Source organism: Amycolatopsis sp. NPDC104819 (genome assembly GCF_055583145.1).
Genome location: NZ_JBVJON010000004.1, coordinates 339,008 through 356,906, shown reverse-complemented (window position 1 = coordinate 356,906; position 17,899 = coordinate 339,008). Strand labels below are relative to the sequence as shown.

The 17,899-nt window shown below is 70.4% G+C and carries 23 protein-coding genes; 5 read left to right on the top strand and 18 right to left on the bottom strand.

Going from position 1 to position 17,899, the window contains the following annotated elements:
* Nucleotides 1-86: 86 nt before the first annotated feature.
* The 4 genes from ACZ63E_RS14470 to ACZ63E_RS14455 form a co-directional block, all read right to left on the bottom strand.
* Nucleotides 87-632, bottom strand: coding sequence for a hypothetical protein (locus ACZ63E_RS14470; RefSeq protein ID WP_465336385.1), 546 nt, complete (start codon nt 630-632; stop codon nt 87-89).
* Nucleotides 633-816: 184 nt separating this feature from the next.
* The gene (locus ACZ63E_RS14465) at nt 817-1,134 is read right to left on the bottom strand and encodes a hypothetical protein (RefSeq protein ID WP_465336384.1); all 318 of its coding nucleotides are present in this window, start codon (nt 1,132-1,134) and stop codon (nt 817-819) included.
* Between the two features lie 65 nt (nt 1,135-1,199).
* Nucleotides 1,200-1,709 carry a hypothetical protein gene (locus ACZ63E_RS14460; protein WP_465336383.1) on the bottom strand — a complete coding sequence of 170 codons (510 nt, stop codon included), beginning with the start codon at nt 1,707-1,709 and terminating at the stop codon, nt 1,200-1,202.
* Between the two features lie 36 nt (nt 1,710-1,745).
* Nucleotides 1,746-2,267: a PH domain-containing protein gene (locus ACZ63E_RS14455; RefSeq protein ID WP_465336382.1), complete on the bottom strand. Its 522-nt coding sequence runs from the start codon at nt 2,265-2,267 to the stop codon at nt 1,746-1,748.
* Between the two features lie 366 nt (nt 2,268-2,633).
* Between ACZ63E_RS14455 and ACZ63E_RS14450 the strand changes: the two genes are divergently transcribed.
* The 3 genes from ACZ63E_RS14450 to ACZ63E_RS14440 all read left to right on the top strand — a co-directional run bounded on the left by ACZ63E_RS14450 (nt 2,634) and on the right by ACZ63E_RS14440 (nt 4,573).
* The gene (locus tag ACZ63E_RS14450; protein ID WP_465312674.1) at nt 2,634-3,257 is read left to right on the top strand and encodes a LysE family translocator; all 624 of its coding nucleotides are present in this window, start codon (nt 2,634-2,636) and stop codon (nt 3,255-3,257) included.
* A complete protein-coding gene (locus ACZ63E_RS14445; RefSeq protein WP_465336381.1) occupies nt 3,257-3,880 on the top strand; it encodes a LysE family translocator in 624 nt (207 codons plus the stop codon). The genes ACZ63E_RS14450 and ACZ63E_RS14445 overlap by 1 nt, the downstream gene beginning before the upstream one ends.
* Before the next feature lie 78 nt (nt 3,881-3,958).
* Nucleotides 3,959-4,573 carry a LysE family translocator gene (locus ACZ63E_RS14440; RefSeq protein ID WP_465336380.1) on the top strand — a complete coding sequence of 205 codons (615 nt, stop codon included), beginning with the start codon at nt 3,959-3,961 and terminating at the stop codon, nt 4,571-4,573.
* On the opposite strand, the gene ACZ63E_RS14435 is transcribed toward ACZ63E_RS14440, so the two are convergent.
* The 3 genes from ACZ63E_RS14435 to ACZ63E_RS14425 are packed head-to-tail and all read right to left on the bottom strand — an operon-like array spanning nt 4,570 to nt 6,993.
* Nucleotides 4,570-5,760 carry an alpha/beta hydrolase family protein gene (locus ACZ63E_RS14435; RefSeq protein ID WP_465336379.1) on the bottom strand — a complete coding sequence of 397 codons (1,191 nt, stop codon included), beginning with the start codon at nt 5,758-5,760 and terminating at the stop codon, nt 4,570-4,572. The genes ACZ63E_RS14440 and ACZ63E_RS14435 overlap by 4 nt on opposite strands.
* Entirely contained in the window at nt 5,757-6,575 is an 819-nt protein-coding gene (locus ACZ63E_RS14430; protein WP_465336378.1) for an NAD(P)H-binding protein, read from the bottom strand. Before ACZ63E_RS14430 ends, ACZ63E_RS14435 begins: the two co-directional genes overlap by 4 nt.
* A complete protein-coding gene (locus ACZ63E_RS14425) occupies nt 6,568-6,993 on the bottom strand; it encodes a nuclear transport factor 2 family protein (protein WP_465336377.1) in 426 nt (141 codons plus the stop codon). The genes ACZ63E_RS14430 and ACZ63E_RS14425 overlap by 8 nt, the downstream gene beginning before the upstream one ends.
* A 93-nt stretch (nt 6,994-7,086) precedes the next feature.
* On the opposite strand from ACZ63E_RS14425, the gene ACZ63E_RS14420 reads away from it, so the two are divergent.
* A complete protein-coding gene (locus ACZ63E_RS14420) occupies nt 7,087-7,680 on the top strand; it encodes a TetR/AcrR family transcriptional regulator (RefSeq protein ID WP_465336376.1) in 594 nt (197 codons plus the stop codon).
* On the opposite strand, the gene murA is transcribed toward ACZ63E_RS14420, so the two are convergent.
* Nucleotides 7,681-8,955, bottom strand: a complete 1,275-nt coding sequence (gene murA, locus ACZ63E_RS14415; protein ID WP_465336375.1) for a UDP-N-acetylglucosamine 1-carboxyvinyltransferase — start codon at nt 8,953-8,955, stop codon at nt 7,681-7,683.
* 61 nt (nt 8,956-9,016) lie between these two features.
* Here murA and ACZ63E_RS14410 point away from each other — a divergent pair, with 61 nt between their 5' ends.
* Nucleotides 9,017-9,589: a cob(I)yrinic acid a,c-diamide adenosyltransferase gene (locus ACZ63E_RS14410; protein ID WP_465336374.1), complete on the top strand. Its 573-nt coding sequence runs from the start codon at nt 9,017-9,019 to the stop codon at nt 9,587-9,589.
* Here the strand turns inward: ACZ63E_RS14410 and aroA are convergent.
* The 10 genes from aroA to ACZ63E_RS14360 form a co-directional block, all read right to left on the bottom strand.
* Nucleotides 9,586-10,824 (bottom strand): 3-phosphoshikimate 1-carboxyvinyltransferase, encoded by a 1,239-nt coding sequence (gene aroA, locus ACZ63E_RS14405; RefSeq protein ID WP_465336373.1) that lies wholly within the window; start codon nt 10,822-10,824, stop codon nt 9,586-9,588. The genes ACZ63E_RS14410 and aroA overlap by 4 nt on opposite strands.
* A 10-nt stretch (nt 10,825-10,834) precedes the next feature.
* Nucleotides 10,835-11,155 (bottom strand): putative quinol monooxygenase, encoded by a 321-nt coding sequence (locus ACZ63E_RS14400; RefSeq protein ID WP_465312685.1) that lies wholly within the window; start codon nt 11,153-11,155, stop codon nt 10,835-10,837.
* A gap of 54 nt (nt 11,156-11,209) precedes the next feature.
* A complete protein-coding gene (locus tag ACZ63E_RS14395; protein ID WP_465312686.1) occupies nt 11,210-11,644 on the bottom strand; it encodes a DUF2550 domain-containing protein in 435 nt (144 codons plus the stop codon).
* Between the two features lie 25 nt (nt 11,645-11,669).
* Nucleotides 11,670-12,035 carry a F0F1 ATP synthase subunit epsilon gene (locus ACZ63E_RS14390; protein WP_465312687.1) on the bottom strand — a complete coding sequence of 122 codons (366 nt, stop codon included), beginning with the start codon at nt 12,033-12,035 and terminating at the stop codon, nt 11,670-11,672.
* A gap of 114 nt (nt 12,036-12,149) precedes the next feature.
* A complete protein-coding gene (gene atpD / locus ACZ63E_RS14385) occupies nt 12,150-13,577 on the bottom strand; it encodes a F0F1 ATP synthase subunit beta (RefSeq protein WP_285476233.1) in 1,428 nt (475 codons plus the stop codon).
* Nucleotides 13,577-14,515, bottom strand: a complete 939-nt coding sequence (locus ACZ63E_RS14380) for a F0F1 ATP synthase subunit gamma (protein ID WP_465312688.1) — start codon at nt 14,513-14,515, stop codon at nt 13,577-13,579. Before ACZ63E_RS14380 ends, atpD begins: the two co-directional genes overlap by 1 nt.
* Before the next feature lie 11 nt (nt 14,516-14,526).
* Nucleotides 14,527-16,164: a F0F1 ATP synthase subunit alpha gene (gene atpA, locus ACZ63E_RS14375; protein WP_465336372.1), complete on the bottom strand. Its 1,638-nt coding sequence runs from the start codon at nt 16,162-16,164 to the stop codon at nt 14,527-14,529.
* Nucleotides 16,165-16,221: 57 nt separating this feature from the next.
* A complete protein-coding gene (locus ACZ63E_RS14370; RefSeq protein WP_465312690.1) occupies nt 16,222-17,046 on the bottom strand; it encodes a F0F1 ATP synthase subunit delta in 825 nt (274 codons plus the stop codon).
* A gap of 6 nt (nt 17,047-17,052) precedes the next feature.
* Nucleotides 17,053-17,604, bottom strand: a complete 552-nt coding sequence (locus ACZ63E_RS14365) for a F0F1 ATP synthase subunit B (protein ID WP_465336371.1) — start codon at nt 17,602-17,604, stop codon at nt 17,053-17,055.
* A 34-nt stretch (nt 17,605-17,638) separates the two neighbouring features.
* The gene (locus ACZ63E_RS14360; RefSeq protein WP_465312692.1) at nt 17,639-17,893 is read right to left on the bottom strand and encodes an ATP synthase subunit c family protein; all 255 of its coding nucleotides are present in this window, start codon (nt 17,891-17,893) and stop codon (nt 17,639-17,641) included.
* Nucleotides 17,894-17,899: the final 6 nt, after the last annotated feature.

The window sequence follows — 17,899 nt, the reverse complement described above, 5'->3', positions numbered from 1 at the left end:
CCTCCGGCGGTGGATGTTTCGTCGAGTGTACCGGCCGGTAACTTAGCTGGGCAGTGCAATCGGACACGTCCGGGTGATTCCAGCGGTCAGCGCGCACCCTGCGTTCGCACGATCAGGTCCCGCACCGGCCCCGGCTCCGGGATCCCGCGCAGTTCCACCCGGCGCAGCGACAGCGACCGGTCCGGCGGCGGCCCCCACCGCGGCGGGGAGAAGAACGCCCCGACCCGGGCCACCGGGTCGGGCCAGCCGAACGAGAGCGTGCCGGTGCCCGCGCGGCCGCTTCGCACCGTCGGCGCCGGCACCTGCGCCAGGTACTCCCACCGCGCCCGGCGCCACGGCCGCTCGTGGATCGCGAGCACCCGCAGCGTCGTGACGAAGTATTCGGTCGAGCGCGCCATCCGCTGCCGGACGAAGATCAGCGCGGCCGGTGGCAGCAAGGCGAACACGATCATCGGCAGGACGAAGAAGGCCATCGGGCTGTGCCGGCCGAGCGACACCGCGAAGAGCACGGACATCAGCGCGCCCCAGGCCGCCGCCAAGCCCAGCCAGAGCCACTCCTCGAAGTGCGGCGGAAACCGGCTCGGCCGTCCTGACCACAGCACCTCTTCGCCCGGGAACAACACTGCGTTCATCCGGCCACCGTCGGCCGGGTCTGCGCCTGGTCGATCAGGTCGCGGACGCGTTCGGCGTCCGGCACCGCCTCGAGCTTCACGACGGCGGGTCCGATGCCCGAGACGCGCTTCAAGGCCTCCAGGAACCCTCCGCCCCCGCCGAAAGTGACGGCGCCGGCCCGCGCGACCGGCGGCGGCAACGCGCTCAGGTCCGCCGAACCCCAGGTCTTCCGGAGACGCGGTCGGCCGCCACGACCCGCAGGTCGGTGACGACGTACAGCACGCGGCGCAGGAGCCACTGCCGCGCGACGACGGGCCACCACGCGCCCGCGAGCCCGGGCAGCGCCCAGACCAGTGGGACGAAACCGGGCTGTCCGTGGCCGAGGAACACGAACCCGAAGGCCGTCCAGACCATGCCGAAGACGATGCAGCACCAGTCCGTTCCGTTGAGCCTGAAGCGCCGCGGCCGGTCCGACCACAGCAGCCGCTCACCCGGCAGCAGAACCTTCGGCGGCACGTCCACCCTGGCCTCCCCCTGTTGCTGCCCGACTAACGCGCAAGAGCTTCGAGGGGTTGCCCCGATCCGGTTCAGACGGGCGGATCGTCCGGCTCGGCGATGGCCCGGGCGAGCAGCGCCCGGACCTCGTCCGGCTCGGTGATGCCCGCCAGCACCACCGGGAGCGGCCCGGACTTGTTCTGGTGCGCGCCGTACCGGGCGGCGGCCACCAGGCGCGGCTCGACCGGGCCGAACGTGATGGTCCCGGTGCCGCCGTGCTCCGGCAGCACGACCGGCGCCGGCAGGCCGGCGAGCCGCAGGGTGGTCGTCCGCCGCCACACCAGGCCCGCGTCGACGACCACCCGCTGGTCGGTCACGACGTAGGTCAGGCGCTTGAGCTGCAGGAACCGCACTCCGGCGTGGACGAGCAGCAAGCCACCGCCCGCCGCCATGGCCTGGAGGGCCGGTTGCCGGTCCGAGGCGGACGCGTACCCCACGAACCCGATGAGGACGGCCACCACGAGCATGGCCGCGAAGTAGTCGTAACGGTGGAAGAGCCGCTGGGGCACCGGCTTGCCGGTCCACAGCACGCGTTCCTGCATGCCTGTCGCACGCTCGAGCGGGCGCCGGGGTTGTCCTCAGGCGGCCGGAGTGTCCGTTTCCGGGGGAGCCTGGCGGGCCCTGGCCTCGGTGATGGCCTTGGTGAGCAGATCGCGCACCCGCTTGGGCTCGCCGACACCCATCAGCGTCACCGTCCCCGGCCCGAACGTGATCGTGCCGGTGCGCGACGACGATCCCGGTTTGAGGACCGGCTCCGAGACGGCGGCCAGCTCACTCGAACGTTCCTTCTGCCGGAACAGCCCCGAGCGCGCGATGACGCGGCTGTCGGTCACGGCGTACGTCGTGCGCCCGAGCGCGAGGTAGCGGACGGCCGAGCGGCCGATCGCGCCGTAGAGGCCGATCACGAGCACGACGAGCGTAAGGGTCATCGTCAGGCCGCTGGGCTCCTTCGTGAGCAGGAACCAGAGGGCGACGGCGGCGAGGACGAGTCCGGCAGGGGCGATCACCCCGTCCGCGGCGACGTACAACGGGCGCTGGACCGGCTCTCCCGCCCAGAGCACACGCTCACCGGGTAGAAGATCGATTTCCCCTGCTGACATGGCCGAACACTACTCTGCCGAGGTGCCCTCCGCCGAGTGCCGCGCGCGCTGCACGTGCTCGAACACCCTCTGTGCGTGGTCGATCGAGGAGAGCTCGAGGTCGCGCTCGGCGCGCCGTGCTTCTCCAGTGTGGGCTCGGGCAGGTCGCGCATCGGGTGGACGCGCTCGTCGAACTTGCCGTCCTCGTCGGTGTGGACGACGATCCGCCGGTCGGTCACGAAGTACTCGACCAGTGACGTCCCCGTCCACCACGAACCATCCGGTCACGCTGAGCCAGAGCAGGAACAGCGCGACGAGCTACGCGGCGGCCGATGTGACGGAAATCCGCGAGACCGAACCGATACCGGTCGGTTAGCGTGGGCAGCCGTGACGTGGAGTTCGTACGGCAGTTACCTGGTCATCGTCATCTTGATCGTGCTCGCGCCGGGGCCCGACACGATGGTGATGCTGAAGAACGCGCTTTCCGGCGGTTTCCGCGGCGGCCTGCTCGCCTCGCTCGGCATCTTCACCGGCAACGCCGTGCAGGGCAGCGCCGCCGCGCTCGGGCTGGGTGTCCTCATCGCGAAGTCGCAGCCGGTGTTCCTCGCGCTCAAGTGGATCGGCGCGGCGTACCTCGTCTTCCTCGGCATCCAGGCGTTGCGCGGCGCGTTCCGCGGGAACTACGACGTCGTCGAGCAGGCCCAGCGGCGGCGCGGTGGTGGGTTCCGGCGGTTCCGCGAAGGGCTGCTCTCCAACATCACCAACCCGAAGGTGCTGGTGCTGTACCTCTCGGTGCTGCCCCAGTTCCTCACCCCCGCCTCGACGTTCGGCGACTCGCTCCTGTTGGCGTACACGGTTGCGGCGCTGGGCATGCTGTGGCTGCTGGTGCTCCTGGTGTTCGTGCACCGCGTCCGCACCTGGCTGGGCCGGCGGCGCGTGCGCCGTACGCTGGACGGCGTCACCGGCACCGCGCTGCTCGGGTTCGGCGCCGCCCTCGCCCTGGAGTCCTGATGACGTGGAGCACCTACGCGGCCTTCGCCGGGATGATGGCGTTCCTGGCGATGATGCCGGGCCCGGACACGATGATCGTCCTGAAGAACGCCCTGACCGGCGGCGCCCGCGGCGGCGGCTGGGCGTGCGCCGGCATCAGCGTCGCGAACTTCCTGCAGGGCACGGCGGCCGCGCTCGGCCTGGGCGCGGTGATCACGCGCTACCAGCCGGTGTTCGAAACGGTGAAGTGGCTGGGCGCGGCCTACCTGGTGTTCTTGGGCGTCCAGGCTCTGCGCGGCGCTTGGCGCGGTGACTACGAAGCGCTCGACGACGTCCGCCGCGCCCGTGCGTCCCGGAGCCGGCGCTTCCGCGAGGGGTTCCTGTCCAACATCACCAACCCCAAGGTGATCGTGCTGTACCTGTCGGTGCTGCCGCAGTTCCTCACCCCGGCGTCGACCTTCGGTGATTCACTGCTGCTGGCGTACACGGTCGCGGCGCTGGGCGTGGTGTGGCAGGTGCTGCTGTTGTTGTTCGTGCACCGGGTACGCGGCTGGCTCCAGCGCCGCCGGGTCCGCCGCACGATGGACGGCGCGACGGGCATGGCGCTGATGGGATTCGGCGCGGCGCTGGCCCTCGAAGGCTGACCCGCGCGCCGCGTCGTGCGGCGATGCCACATTCCGGGATTCGGCCGGCCTCACCTCGTCCCGTCCTAACCTGGGCTGATGACCTGGGGAAGTTACGGCACCTACGTGCTCTTCGTTCTGCTCGTCCTGGTCGTGCCGGGGCCGGGCACCGCACTGGTGCTCAAGAATTCGCTCGCCGGCGGGCGGCGGGGCGGGGTGCTGACGGCGGTCGGCATCGGGTCCGGGAACCTCGTCCAAGGCGCGGCCGCGGCGCTCGGCCTCAGCGCCGTCATGGTGCGGTCCGAGCCCGTTTTCGAAACCCTGCGCTGGGCCGGCGCCGCGTACCTCGGTTATCTCGGCGTCAAAGCCCTGATCGCCGCGTGGCGCGGCGACTACAGCGCACTGTCACGTCCGAAGCCGAGTGGTGGCCGGCGCTGGCGGGAAGGTTTTCTCTGCAACCTCACCAACCCGAAGGTCCTCGTCTTCTACCTCTCGATGCTGCCGCAGTTCCTGACGCCGGAGTCCACGGTCGCCGAGTCGCTGCTGCTCGCCGCCACCGTCGGGGTGCTCGCGACGCTCTGGCAGCTCGTCATCGTCGCCGGCGTGCACCGGATCCGGGCGTGGCTGCTGCGGCGCCGGGTCCGCCGCACCCTCGACGGCGTCACCGGCACCGCGCTGCTCGGCTTCGGGGCCGCGCTCGCGATCGAAAGCTAGAGCGTCCTGTCCAGCCAGTCGTAGACCCGGCCCGCCGCGAGCCGCTGGGCTCCGACGTGGCAGTGAGCATCCGCGCCCTCCTCCGCGGTGAACGTCATCAGCGTCTTCGGCGCGTTCAGGTGCGCATACAGCCGGCGCGGCTCGGTCTCCTGCTCGCCGCCGAAGAACAGGTCGTCCGCCGCCTCGCAGACCAGCGTCGGGGCCGTGATCTTCTCCGCGATCCCGTCTTCCAATGTGTACTCGAGGTACTTGGCGATGAACTCACGGTCCGTCGCCGCGCCCAGGACGTAACGGCCGTGGTCGCACGCCCAGCGCAGGGTCGAGCTCGCCTCGCGGCCGGCCGCGAGGATCGCGTCGAACTCTTCGTCCTCCGGCGCGGAAGCCCGGCGGACGATCTCCTCGCGCGGCCACGGCAGCATCTGCGTCACCGCGGACCCCGCGTCGTACACGCCGTCGACGGCGACGACCGCCGCCAGCCGGGATTCGAACGCCGCCGCGCGCGGGGCCAGCTCACCGCCGAGGCTGATGCCCAGCAGCGCGATCCGCGCCGGGTCGACGTCCTCGAGCCCGAGCACGAAGTCCACCACCGGGGTCACGACGTGCTCCCAGTCCGGCCGGAACACGAGCTTGTCGTGCCGGATCGCGCTCGGCTGGCCGGGGCCGTCGAACGTCAGCACGTGGTAGCCGCGCTCCGCGCCGGCTCCGGCGCCCATGAAGTGGCATTCCTCGGCGCTGCCGTCGAAGCCGCTGTGCATCAGCAGCACCGGCTTCGGCCCGGAGCCCGGCGCGCGGTAGAAGTACCCACGCAGAACCGTTCCCTCGTAAGGGATTTCGACCGGCTCGGCGACGTCGGCACGCCGGAAGCACTCGACACTGCGGTCGTACGCCGCCGCGATCCGCGGGTCCGACGGGTCGCCGTGCAGGAAGAACTCCGCCGAGAAGTAGTAGGTCGACGCGCGCAGCATCAGGTCGCGCGCGGTGACCGGGCCGGCGTCGGCGGCTTCCGCGTACAGCCGGTCGGCGAGCCCGCGGTAGGCGTCGTGCCAGCTGTCGTAGTCGCCGGGCGTCACGGTCGACGCCGCGGCGAGCACCTCGCCGAAGTCCGAGCCGCCGTAGGCCGCGTGGCCGAACAGGCGCAGGGTTTCGAACCAGAACTGCGGGTCCTCTCCGAACATGAGCTGCTTCATCGGACCTCTTCCTCCACAAAGGTTTCGAACGGGCGGGCGGGCCGGCCGGTGACCTCTTCGACGGCCGGGGTGACGCGGTCTTCGGCGCCGCGCCGGATGTCCTCGTCGAGCGCGGCGAGAACGGTGGCGAACTCTCCGGGGATCCCGGACGCCGCGACCAGGGCGGCGAACTCGGCGGTGCTCACCGCGCGGTGACGCACGGGGCGTCCGGTGCGCGCGGTGATGACCGCGGCCGCTTCGGCGTAGCTCACCGCCGCAGGACCGGTCAGCACGTGTTCGGTGTTGTGCGGTTCGGCGTCGGTCAGCGCGCGGACGGCGACCGCGGCGATGTCGCCGGCGTCGACGAACGCGATCCGGGCGTCGCCGGTGGCGGTGACGATCTCGCCGTCCCGCACGCCTCGCGCGACGAGATGCTCGCCGGTGAAGTTCTGCATGAACCACGACGGCCGCAGCACGGCCCACTCCGGCGCCGCGCGCACCAGCCGCTGCAGGTCGCCGAGCCCGGGTGTGTCCACCGTGACAGCGGACGAGCTGAGCAGCACGACCCGCCGGACGCCCGCCGCCAGAGCGTCGTCCAGGAACGGCGCCACCAGCTTCGCCGGCGAAGCCTCGCCGATCGGCGGCAGCAGGTACACCGCGGAGACGTCGCGCAGCGCGTCGGCGTGGGTCGCGCGGTCGGTCCAGTCGAACCGGACCTGCCCGGGCTCGCCTGGCTTGCGCGTCGCGGCGCGCGCCGTGACGCCGACGTCACGCAGGCCCGCGACGACCCGGCGCCCGGTGGTGCCGGTGCCGCCGAGGACGAGGACGTCAGCCACTGAAGGCCGCCGTCAGCTCGTCGACGCCGCCGAGGAGCTCGGCCGCGGCGAGCGGGCTCCAGTAGTCGCGGTAGTGGTGGATCTCGCCGTCCGCGACGGTGATCACCGCGATGTACGACAGCTCGTACGGCTTCTGCGACGCGACGACCAACCCCGCGACCGTCATCTCCACGACGACCACGGCCGGGTCCGCGGTCTCGTGCACGGTCTGCGCGGTGAGCTCCCGGACGTCGAGCAGGTCCGGGTAGTCGCGCAGGTACTCGCGGATCGCGTCGCGCCCCTCGACGCGCTGCGGGTAGCCCGGCGCGGCGAACGGAAACTCGAGCACACCGTCGGCGGCCCAGAGGTTCGCGAACCCGGTCATGTTGTGCCCGAGGAGCAGGTCGAGGGCCTGCCGAACGAGGTCTCGCGGCTGCATCGCAGTCTCCTTCGACGTTTGGACGAGACGGTACCGTCCCGACGTCACTGTAGACGGGACGGTACCGTTCCGTCCACCCGCTACACTGCGCTCATGGCACGCACCCCGACCGGCGCCGCGGTCCTCCAGCCCGAGGTCACGCAAGCGATCACCGACGCCGTCATGTGGGAACTCGCCGAGCAGGGCTACGGGCGGCTGTCGATGGAAGCCGTGGCGAAACGCGCCGGCGTCGGCAAGAGCGCGCTGTACCGGCGGTGGGTGTCGAAGGACCACATGATCGCCTCCGTCGTGACGGAGTTCAGCGTGACCCGCGCGCCGGAGGCCGACACGGGTTCGCTGCGCGGAGACCTGCGCGAAACGATGCAGGCGCTGATCGACTGGCTCACGCACCCGCTGTTCTCGCGGATCCTGCCGGACCTGGTCGCGGAGGACGCCCGCAACCCGGACCGCGGCGCCGGCCTGCGCGAGGCGATCGGCGGCCCCCGCCGCGAGGTCGGCGAGGCGATGCTGCGCCGCGCGATCGCCCGCGGCGAGCTGCCGGCGGACCTGGACATGGAGCTGGCGCTCGACGCCCTCGCGGCGCCGATCTACTGGCGCCTGGTGGTCCGCCTGGCCCCGGCGGAGCCGGACTACCTCGACCGGCTGGTGACCTACGCCCTGCGCGCGCTGGGCGCGCGGAACGCCTGACTACTTGCGGTCGGGTTCGCCGCTGACGCGCTTGATGTTCGCGCCCAGGCGGTTGAGGTTCTCGACAAAGTGCGGGTAGCCGCGGTCGATGTGGAAGACGTCCCAGACCTCGGTGACGCCGTCCGCGCACAGGCCGGCCAGGACCAGCCCCGCGCCCGCGCGGATGTCGGACGCCCAGACCGGCGCGCTGGACAGCCGCTCGACCCCGCGGACCACCGCGTGGTGGCCGTCGGTGCGGGCGTCGCCGGAGAGGCGGATCATCTCCTCGATGAAGCGGAACCGCGCCTCGTAGACGTTCTCCGTGATCATCGACGTCCCCTCGGACACCGCCGACAGCGCCACCGCGAACGGCTGCAGGTCGGTCGCGAAGCCGGGGTACGGCAGCGTCACCCAGTCGACGGCCTTCGGGCGCTCCGGCTGGACCACGCGGAAGCCCTTGTCGCCGAACGTCTCGACGTCCGCGCCGGCGAGCTGGAGCTTGTTCAGCACCAGGTCGAGGTGGTGCGGGTTGACCCCGCGCACGGTGATGTCGCCGCGGCTCATCGAGGCGGCGAACGCCCAGGTCGCGCCGACGATCCGATCGCCGATGACGCTGTGGGTGGTCGGGTGCAGCTGCTCCACGCCGTGCACGGTCAGCGTCGAGGTGCCGGCGCCCTCGACCTTCGCGCCCATCTCGACGAGCATCGTGCAGATGTCGACGATCTCGGGCTCGCGCGCGCAGTTGTCGATGACCGTCGTGCCCTCGGCCAGCACGGCCGCCATCAGGATGTTCTCGGTCGCGCCGACGCTCGGGAAGTCGAGCCAGATCTGCGCGCCGACCAGCGTCTCGGCCTTCGCGACGACGCAGCCGTGCTCGATCGTGCTCGTCGCGCCCAGCTTGCGCAGGCCGTTCTGGTGCATGTCCAGCGGCCGCGAGCCGATCGCGTCGCCGCCCGGCAGCGCCACGACCGCCTGCTTCAGCCGGCCGACCAGCGGCCCCAGCACGCAGACGGACGCGCGCAGCTTGCCCATCGCGGCCGAGTCCGCGCGGTGCGACAGCTCCGCCGGCGTCGTGATGGTGGCCGTGTCGCCCTCGATGACGACCTCGCAGCCGACGCTCCGCAGCACGTCGCCCATCAACGGGACGTCGAGGATCTGCGGGCAGTTCGTGATGGTCGTGGTGCCCTCCGCGAGGAGGGCGGCGGCCATCAGCTTCAGCACGCTGTTCTTCGCGCCGACCACGTCGACCTCGCCGACCAGCCGGGCTCCGCCATGCACGTCGAAGTGCTCGCTCATGGCCGCCAATCATGCCCTCTCGCCCGGATTCGGCCCGGGCGGGGGCCGCTATGGTGGGTTCATGGTCGTTCGCATCAACCGGGTCTACACGAAGGTCGGCGACAGCGGCACGACCGCGCTCGGCGACGGGTCCCGCGTGCCGAAGACGTCCCCGCGCCTGGGCGCCTACGCCGACACCGACGAGGCGAACTCGGTCATCGGCCTGGCCGTCGCGCTGGGCGCGCTGCCGGACGAGCTCAAGGATGTCCTGCGCACGGTGCAGAACGATCTTTTCGACGTCGGCGCGGACCTGTGCCTCCCGATCTCCGACGACCCGCCGTACCCGCCGCTGCGCATCACGGAGAAGTACGTCGAGCGGCTCGAGGGCTGGTGCGACGAGTTCAACGACCGCCTGCCGAAGCTGACGTCGTTCATCCTGCCCGGGGGCACGCCGGGCGCGGCGTTCCTGCACCAGGCGCGCACGGTGTCGCGCCGGGCGGAGCGGAGCGCGTGGGCGCTGTACGAGGCCGAGCCGGAGGCGACGAACCCGGTCGCGGTGAAGTACATGAACCGGCTCTCGGACCTGCTGTTCATCCTCGCGCGGCTGGCGAACCCCGAGGGTGACGTGCTGTGGGCGCCGGGCGGGCAGCCCTAGATCCCCCAGCTCTCCCGCAGCGCCCCCAGCGCCTGGTGGAAGCCGGGGAAGGTCTTCTTCACGCACTCCGGGTCGTCCAGGGTGATGCCGGGCGTCCGCAGGCCGGTGATGCTGAACGCCATCGCGATCCGGTGGTCGCGGCGGCACTTGACCAGGGCTCCGGTGGGCGTGCCGGGCTGGATCTCGATCCAGTCGCGGCCCGTCTCGACTGAGATGCCGAGCGCGCGCAGGTTCTCCTCGCACGCGTCCAGGCGGTCGCACTCCTTGATGCGCGTGTTGTAGACGTCCTCGATGCGCACCGGGCCCGAAGCGAACGGCGCGATCGCCGCCAGAGTCGGGACCGTGTCGGAGATGTCGCGCATGTTCACCGTGACACCGCGCAGGCCGTCCGACGGCCCGGCGACCGTCACCGAATCCGGCTCCAGCGACACGTGCGCGCCCATCTGCTCCAGAACGTCGACGAAGCGGACGTCGCCCTGCAGCGCGGACGAACCCAGCCCCGGGATGGTCACCGTGCGGCCGGTGACCGCCGCCGCGGCGAGGAAGTAGCTGGCCGTCGACGCGTCGGGCTCCACCGGGTACTCACACGCCTGGTACGGCGCAGGCGGCACGACGAACGTCTGGCCTTCACGCCGGACCTCGACCCCGAAGCGGCGCATCATCTCCAGCGTGATCTCGACGTACGGCACCGACACCAGGTCCGTGACCGTGATGCGCAGCCCCTCCGCGGTCAGCGGCCCGAGCAGCAGCAACGCGGTCAGGAACTGCGACGACAGCCCGGCGTCGAGGGTCAGCGAACCGCCTTTGACGCCGTTCGCGCGCACGGTCAGCGGGTGGTGCCCGGGCTCGCCCTCGAAGGTCAGGTCGACGCCCAGCTCCTGCAGCGCGTCGGTCAGCGGGCCGAGCGGGCGGCGGCGCATCTGGTCGGACGCGTCGAAGTGGAACGTCCCGGTGCCGGCCGCGGCCAGCGCGGGCAGGAACCGGGCCGTCGTGGCGCCGTCGCGGCAGAAAACCTCGGCGGACGCGACTCCGGGGCCGGAGGGACGGCCTTCGATCGTCCACGCACCCGGCTGCCGGTCGACGCGGTAACCGAGCTTGACGAGCCCCTCGGCGAAGCCCTCGGTGTCGTCCGAATGCAGCGGACGACCGAGGGTCGTGGTGCCGTGCGCGGCGGCGGCCAGGAACAGGCCACGGGCGGTGACGGACTTGGAGCCGGGGATCTCGACGAGAGTCACGGACCCCAGTTTAGTGGGGCTGGATCTCCGCCATCGGGCCCCAGTCGGAGGCGTCCTGGACGTTGATGATCTGCGGGTGGTCGCTGATGTAGGCGCCCAGGTTCGCGACCGCCCACTTGAAGTGCTCGGAGCCGACGTGCGCGACCGCGGCGTCCTGGCCTTCGAAGCCCTCGACCAGCACGTACGTGTTCTTGTCCTCGAGGCTGCGCGACCACTCGAAGAACCGGTTGCCCGCCTCGCCGCGGGTGTTCTTGGTGTAGTCCGCGACGATGTCCGGCCAGGCTTCCGCGTGCTCCGGCTTGACCGGGAACTTGACCACGATGAAGATCATGCCCTCAACCGTAGGCCAAAACCGCGGGCGTGGCTGTCTCGGTTTGAGACAGCCTCAGGACGCGCGCGGGAGACGTCGCCCCGGCGGGGCGGATTCGAGCCACGACAGGAAGCCGGTCAGCGCGCCTGGGCCCATGGCGATCTCGATCGCCTCCTGGGTCTCGGACTCGCAGCGCAGCACGGTCGCCCCCTCGGGGACGGCGTAGGCCTCACTGCCGGAGGGGTCGCGCCGGTCGGCGATCTGCATGCTTTCGCGCTGGAAGACGCGGTCCGGGCCGGTCCGCAGGCTCCACACGCGGTACCAGACGAACTCGTCACCCTCGTAGCGGCCCAGCCCCAGGTGCCAGCCCGCGCGCGCGTTGTCCGGACGCCACCGCAGCGCGACGCTCACACCCCCGCCACGGCGCATCCGGATCCAGCGCTGGCCGTACCACCCGACCAGCACGACGAGCACGATCAGGAGCCCGGTTACCACCACGGTGATCGTCACGGCCCGGCTCCTGCCCGTCTCCCGCTCAGGCCGACTGACCTGCCGCGCGGAGCTGGGCGGTGGCCCTCGTCCGCTCGGTCTCGTCATCGGCGTTCAGGGCCGCCTTGGCCGCGCTGACGTCGATCTCGTCGGACAGCTCGGCGCTCTCGGCGAGGATGCTCACCCCGGTGCCGGTCACGGAGAGGAAACCACCGTGCACCGCGGCGCAGACCGTCTCACCGTCCGTGGTCGTCACCTTGACCACACCACCCTCGACGAGCTGCCCGAGCACGGGTTCGTGGCCGGCCATGATGCCGATCTCACCCTCGGTGGTCTGGGCCACCACAAAAGTGGCGGTACCCGACCAGAGACGGCGCTCGACAGCCACCAGCTCCACGGACATCTCGGCCACGTAGCACTCCTTCGCTCGGGGTGTTACCACCGAGTGTAATAGGTCTGTCTCCTGCTATGACGACGGCGGGGGCGCGAGTCCACAATGGACACTGCCCCCGCCGCGGTCGGGAACTCACTTCTTGGTGATTTCCTTGTACTTCTTCTCGAGGTCTTCGAGGCCACCGATGCCCAGGAACGCCTGCTCCGGGTAGTGGTCGAAGTCACCCTTGGAGATGCGGTCGAACGACTCGATGGTCTCCGACAGCGGCACCGTCGAGCCCGGGATCTGCGTGAACGCCTCCGCGACCAGCATGTTCTGCGAGAGGAAGCGCTCGATCCGGCGGGCCCGCTGGACGGTGAGCTTGTCCTCTTCCGAGAGCTCGTCCATACCGAGGATCGCGATGATGTCCTGCAGCTCCTTGTACTTCTGCAGGATCCGGATGACCTCGGAGGCCACGCGGTAGTGGTCCTCACCGACGATCGCCGGGTCGAGGATCGTCGACGTCGACGCCAGCGGGTCCACCGCCGGGAAGATGCCCTTCTGGAAGACACCACGCGAAAGCTCGGTGGTGGCGTCCAGGTGGGCGAACGTCGCGGCCGGCGCGGGGTCGGTGTAGTCGTCCGCGGGGACGTAGATCGCCTGCATCGAGGTGATCGACCGGCCCCGGGTCGAGGTGATCCGCTCCTGCAGCTGGCCCATCTCGTCGGCCAGCGTCGGCTGGTAACCCACGGCCGAAGGCATGCGGCCCAGCAGGGTCGACACCTCGGAACCGGCCTGGGTGAACCGGAAGATGTTGTCGATGAACAGCAGCACGTCCTGGTTCTGCACATCGCGGAAGTACTCCGCCATGGTCAGCGCGGACAGGGCGACGCGCATACGCGTGCCCGGCGGCTCGTCCATCTGGCCGAACACGAGGGCGGTGTCGTTGATGACGCCGTCTTCGCTCATCTCCAGGAAGAGGTCGTTGCCCTCACGGGTGCGCTCGCCGACCCCGGCGAACACCGACGTACCACCGAAGTTCCGGGCGACACGGGTGATCATCTCCTTGATGAGCACCGTCTTGCCCACGCCGGCACCGCCGAAGAGGCCGATCTTGCCACCCTGGACGTACGGGGTGAGCAGGTCGACGACCTTCAGGCCGGTCTCCAGCATCTCCGTCTTGCCCTCGAGCTGGTCGAAGGACGGCGGGTTGCGGTGGATGCCCCAGCGCTCGAGGTCGTCGCCGTAGCCGGGCTCGTCGAGGCACTCGCCGAGCGCGTTGTAGACGTGGCCCTTGACCTTGTCACCCACCGGCACGGTGATCGGCTTGCCGGTGTCGGTGACCTCGGCGCCGCGGACCAGGCCGTCCTGCGGCTGGAGCGAGATCGTGCGGACGAGGTTGTCACCCAGGTGGGAGGCGACCTCGAGCGTCACGGTCTTGCGCAGCTGCTCGAACTCGATTTCGACCTTGAGCGCGTTGAACTGGTCGGGAACGGAACCGCGCGGGAACTCGACGTCGACGACCGGCCCGGTCACCGAGACGATGCGCCCCTTGGCGCGCGGGGCTTCAGTACTGGTCATCAATCATCACTTCCTGCTGCGGTGAGCGCGTTCGCGCCACCGACGATTTCGGAGATCTCCTGGGTGATCTGCGCCTGGCGGGCCTGGTTCATCTCCCGCGTCAGGTTGCCCACCAGCTCGTTCGCGTTGTCCGAGGCGGCCTTCATCGCCGTGCGGCGCGCGGCCAGCTCGGACGCGGCCGACTCGAGGAAGGCCGCGTACAGACGCGTGTTGATGTACTTCGGCAGGAGCGCGTCCAGCAGCTTGTCGGCACTCGGCTCGAACTCGTAGCTGGGGAGCAGCCCGGCGGGCTTCTCCTCTTCGCCTTCGGAGTACTCGACCTCGAGCGGCGCGACGCGCTTGGCCGTCGGCCGCTGGGTCAGCATCGACACGAACTCGGTGTAGACGATGTGGATCTCGTCGACACCCGTGATGCCGTCGGCGTTGCCGTGCTCGTCGTCGACGCCCCGCATGAACGACTCGACCAGGGCGTCGCCGGCCGCGACCGCGTTCGCGTAGCCCGGCTGGTCGGAGAAGCCCGTCCAGCCGTCCACGACCTCGCGGCCCCGGAACCGGTAGTAGTTCAGCCCCTTGTTGCCGGTGACGTAGACCTCGGGCTCCTTGCCCTCCGAACGGAGGAGGGCGAGCAGCTCTTCGGTCGCGCGCAGCACGTTGGAGTTGTACCCACCGCACTGGCCCTTGTCACTGGTCACGACCAGGACGGCGGCCCGCTTCGGGTTCGGGCGCTCGACCAGCATGGGGTGGTCGAGCGTGGTGGCCGCGCCGGCCAGCGCCGAGAGCACCTTGGTGATCTCGTCCGCGTACGGCCGGGAAGCGGCGACCCGCGCCCGCGCCTTGGTGATGCGCGCGGTGGCGATGAGCTCCATCGCCTTGGTGATCTTGCCGATCGACTTGGTCGCCTTGATGCGCGACCGGAGTTCCCGGAGTTGTGCGGCCATGAGCTACCAGCTCACTTCTTCGGGGCGGGCTTGTTGACCTTGACGGTCTCCTGCCCGACCTTGTCGGATTCCATGGCGTCCGCGTTCTCCTCGAGCTGCTTGCCCTCGGAGGTGGTGAACTCCTTCTTGAACTCGTTCACCGCGGCGACCAGCTTCTCGGCGGTCGAGTCCTCGAACTTGCCCGAGTCGCGGATCGCGCCCAGGACGTCGTCGTGCTTGCGGCGCGCCGAGTCGAGGAACTCGTGGTTGAAGCGGCGCACGTCCTCGGTCGGGACCGAGTCGTAGTGGCCGTTCGTGCCCAGCCACACCGTGCAGACCTGCTCCTCGACCGGGATCGGCGAGTACTGCGGCTGCTTGAGCACCTCGTACAGGCGGGCGCCGCGCTCGAGCTGCGCCTTCGACGCGTCGTCGAGGTCCGAGGCGAAGGCGGCGAACGCCTCCAGCTCGCGGTACTGCGACAGGTCGATGCGGAGCGAGCCGGAAACCGACTTCATCGCCTTGACCTGCGCGGCGCCACCCACGCGGGAGACCGAGATACCCACGTCGATGGCCGGGCGCTGACCGGCGTTGAACAGGTCCGACTGGAAGAAGCACTGGCCGTCGGTGATCGAGATGACGTTCGTCGGGATGTAGGCCGACACGTCGTTGGCCTTCGTCTCGATGATCGGCAGCCCGGTCAGCGAGCCGGCGCCCAGCTCGTCCGAGAGCTTCGCGCACCGCTCGAGGAGACGGGAGTGCAAGTAGAAGACGTCGCCGGGGAAGGCCTCGCGGCCCGGCGGGCGGCGCAGCAGCAGCGAGATCGCGCGGTACGCGTCGGCCTGCTTGGTCAGGTCGTCGAACACGATGAGGACGTGCTTGCCCTCGAACATCCAGTGCTGGCCGATGGCCGAGCCGGTGTACGGCGCGATCCACTTGAAGCCGGCGGAGTCGGACGCGGGCGCCGCGACGATGGTGGTGTACTCCATCGCGCCGGAGTCCTCGAGGGACTTCTTCACGGCCGCGATCGTGGAGCCCTTCTGGCCGATCGCGACGTAGATGCAGCGAACCTGCTTCTGCGGGTCGCCGGTCTCCCAGTTGGCCTTCTGGTTGATGATCGTGTCCACGGCGACGGCGGTCTTGCCCGTCTTGCGGTCACCGATGATCAGCTGGCGCTGGCCGCGGCCGATCGGGGTCATCGCGTCGATCGCGGTGATGCCGGTCTGCAGCGGCTCCGACACCGGCTGGCGCTCGACCACCGAAGCGGCCTTGACCTCCAGCGGGCGGCGGTCGGTGGTCTCGATGTCGCCGAGGCCGTCGATCGGGGCGCCCAGCGGGTTGACGACGCGGCCGAGGTAGCCGTCGCCGACCGGCACCGACAGGACCTGACCGGTGCGCTTGACCTGCTGGCCTTCTTCGACGCTCTCGAAGTCGCCGAGGATCGCGGCGCCGATGGAGCGCGCGTCCAGGTTCAGTGCGACGCCCAGGACGCCGCCGGGGAACTCGAGCAGCTCGTTGGCCATGGCCGAGGGCAGGCCCTCGACGTGGGCGATGCCGTCACCGGCGTCCACCACGATGCCAACTTCTTCCCGGCTCACGTCCGGGGCGTAACTCGAGACGTAGTTCTCGATCGCGCTACGGATCTCATCCGAGGAGATCGTCAGCTCGGCCATGTCTTTCCCGCTCTCGCTTCGTTCTTGCCAGTATGCAAAGTCTTGGGTGACCTGGAGCTATGCCCGGGCCAGCCGCCTGCGCAGGGCCGCCAGCTGACCCGCCGCGCTCCCGTCGATGACCTCGTCGCCGACGCGGACGACGAGCCCGCCGCCGAGCCGCGGGTCGACCTCGACGTGCAGCGCGATCTGCCGCCCGTAGATGTCGTTGAGCTTCGCGCCCAGCTGGGCGGTCTGCTCGTCGGACAGAGCGTTCGCGCTGGTCACGTACGCGACCGAGCGTTCACGGCGTTCCGCGGCCAGCTTGACCAGCTTGTCGAGCCCGACGCCGACGCCGCGGCCCTTGGCCCGGCGCACGACCTGCTCGACGAGGGTCTCGGTGACGACGTCCACCTTGTCGGCGAACAGCCCGCGCACCAGGGTGCGCTTGGCGTCGGCGGGGCCGGCCAGGTCGGAGAGCGCCGTCTCCAGCTCCGGGGCGCCGGCCACGATCCGCGCGACCTGGAACAGCTGGGCCTCGACGGTGTCGACGTTCCCGGTCTTCTCGGCCGCGGTCAGCAGCGCCGAGCGACCGAGCGACTCGAGCCCGTCGGTCAGCTCGCGGGGGCTGGACCAGCGGCTGCCCGCCACGGCGTCGAGCACCTTCAGCGCCGGTTCCGAGAGCTTGCCGTCGAACAGCCGGCGCACCAGCCCGGTGCGCGCCTCCGGCGTCGTCGAGGCGTCGCTCACGGCCCGGCGCAGGCCGATCTCACGGTCCAGCAGGTCGACGACCGAGAGCAGCTCGTCGCCGACCGTGGCCGCGTCGGCTCCCGCGTCGGCCAGAACCTCGCCGAGGCGTTCCTCGGCGAGGCCGAGCGCTTCACGGCTCGCAGCATGCAGCGTCATTCCGGTCTACTTCCCCGCCCCACCAGCAGCACCGGCGGTGTCCAGCTCCGCGAGGAACCGGTCGACGGTGCCACGACGGCGCGCCTCGTCTTCGAGCGACTCACCGACGATGCGGCTGGCCAGCTCCACGGCGTTGCGGCCCATGTCGGCCCGCAGCTCGGCGATGATCTGCGCCTTCTGGGCCTGCAGCGCGGCCTGGCCCTGGGCGATGATCCGCTGGGACTCGGCCTCGGCCTCGGCTCGCAGCTCCGCCTTGATCTGCTCGGCTTCGAGCCGGGCGTCGTCGCGGATCTTCGCGGCCTCGGACCGGGCGTCGTTGAGCTGCGCCCGGTACTTGGCCAGCGCCTCTTCGGCTTCGGCCTGGGCCTTCTCGGCCTTCTCGATGCCTCCCTCGATCTTCTGCGCACGCTCTTCGTACGCCTTCTCGAAACGAGGGACGACGTACTTCTTGAGAATGAACAGCAGGATCAGGAAGGCGACGATGCCGAGAATGAGCTCGGAAATGTCCGGCACGATCGGCAACGGCGTTTCCGATGCCAGAACCAGTTCGTTCGTCACGACAACGTCTCCTTAAGCGGCGAGCTGGACGGGCTCAGGCGGAGGCGATGAAGTAGATGACGATACCGATCAGGGCGAGCACCTCGGTCAGCACGAAGGTCGCGTAACCGATGCCCTGGAGCTTGCTCTGCGCCTCCGGCTGACGCGCGGTGCCGTTGATGACGGCGGCGAAGATCAGACCCACACCGATGCCCGGGCCGATGGCGCCGAGGCCGTAGCCGATGGCGGCGAGACCCTTGTTCAGGTTGACGGCCTCGGCGGCCTGCTGGGCCAGAACGATGTTGCTCACGTGCAT

Excerpts from the sequence above, each read along its gene's own strand:
- atpA (WP_465336372.1), bottom strand. The coding sequence starts at position 16,164 with ATGGCCGAGCTGACGATCTCCTCGGATGAGATCCGTAGCGCGATCGAG.
- ACZ63E_RS14470 (WP_465336385.1), bottom strand. The coding sequence starts at position 632 with ATGAACGCAGTGTTGTTCCCGGGCGAAGAGGTGCTGTGGTCAGGACGG.
- ACZ63E_RS14445 (WP_465336381.1), top strand. The coding sequence starts at position 3,257 with ATGACGTGGAGCACCTACGCGGCCTTCGCCGGGATGATGGCGTTCCTG.
- ACZ63E_RS14435 (WP_465336379.1), bottom strand. The coding sequence starts at position 5,760 with ATGAAGCAGCTCATGTTCGGAGAGGACCCGCAGTTCTGGTTCGAAACC.
- ACZ63E_RS14380 (WP_465312688.1), bottom strand. The coding sequence starts at position 14,515 with ATGGCCGCACAACTCCGGGAACTCCGGTCGCGCATCAAGGCGACCAAG.
- ACZ63E_RS14455 (WP_465336382.1), bottom strand. The coding sequence starts at position 2,267 with ATGTCAGCAGGGGAAATCGATCTTCTACCCGGTGAGCGTGTGCTCTGG.
- ACZ63E_RS14460 (WP_465336383.1), bottom strand. The coding sequence starts at position 1,709 with ATGCAGGAACGCGTGCTGTGGACCGGCAAGCCGGTGCCCCAGCGGCTC.
- ACZ63E_RS14425 (WP_465336377.1), bottom strand. The coding sequence starts at position 6,993 with ATGCAGCCGCGAGACCTCGTTCGGCAGGCCCTCGACCTGCTCCTCGGG.
- ACZ63E_RS14420 (WP_465336376.1), top strand. The coding sequence starts at position 7,087 with ATGGCACGCACCCCGACCGGCGCCGCGGTCCTCCAGCCCGAGGTCACG.
- murA (WP_465336375.1), bottom strand. The coding sequence starts at position 8,955 with ATGAGCGAGCACTTCGACGTGCATGGCGGAGCCCGGCTGGTCGGCGAG.
- ACZ63E_RS14370 (WP_465312690.1), bottom strand. The coding sequence starts at position 17,046 with ATGACGCTGCATGCTGCGAGCCGTGAAGCGCTCGGCCTCGCCGAGGAA.
- atpD (WP_285476233.1), bottom strand. The coding sequence starts at position 13,577 with ATGACCAGTACTGAAGCCCCGCGCGCCAAGGGGCGCATCGTCTCGGTG.
- ACZ63E_RS14410 (WP_465336374.1), top strand. The coding sequence starts at position 9,017 with ATGGTCGTTCGCATCAACCGGGTCTACACGAAGGTCGGCGACAGCGGC.
- ACZ63E_RS14400 (WP_465312685.1), bottom strand. The coding sequence starts at position 11,155 with ATGATCTTCATCGTGGTCAAGTTCCCGGTCAAGCCGGAGCACGCGGAA.
- ACZ63E_RS14440 (WP_465336380.1), top strand. The coding sequence starts at position 3,959 with ATGACCTGGGGAAGTTACGGCACCTACGTGCTCTTCGTTCTGCTCGTC.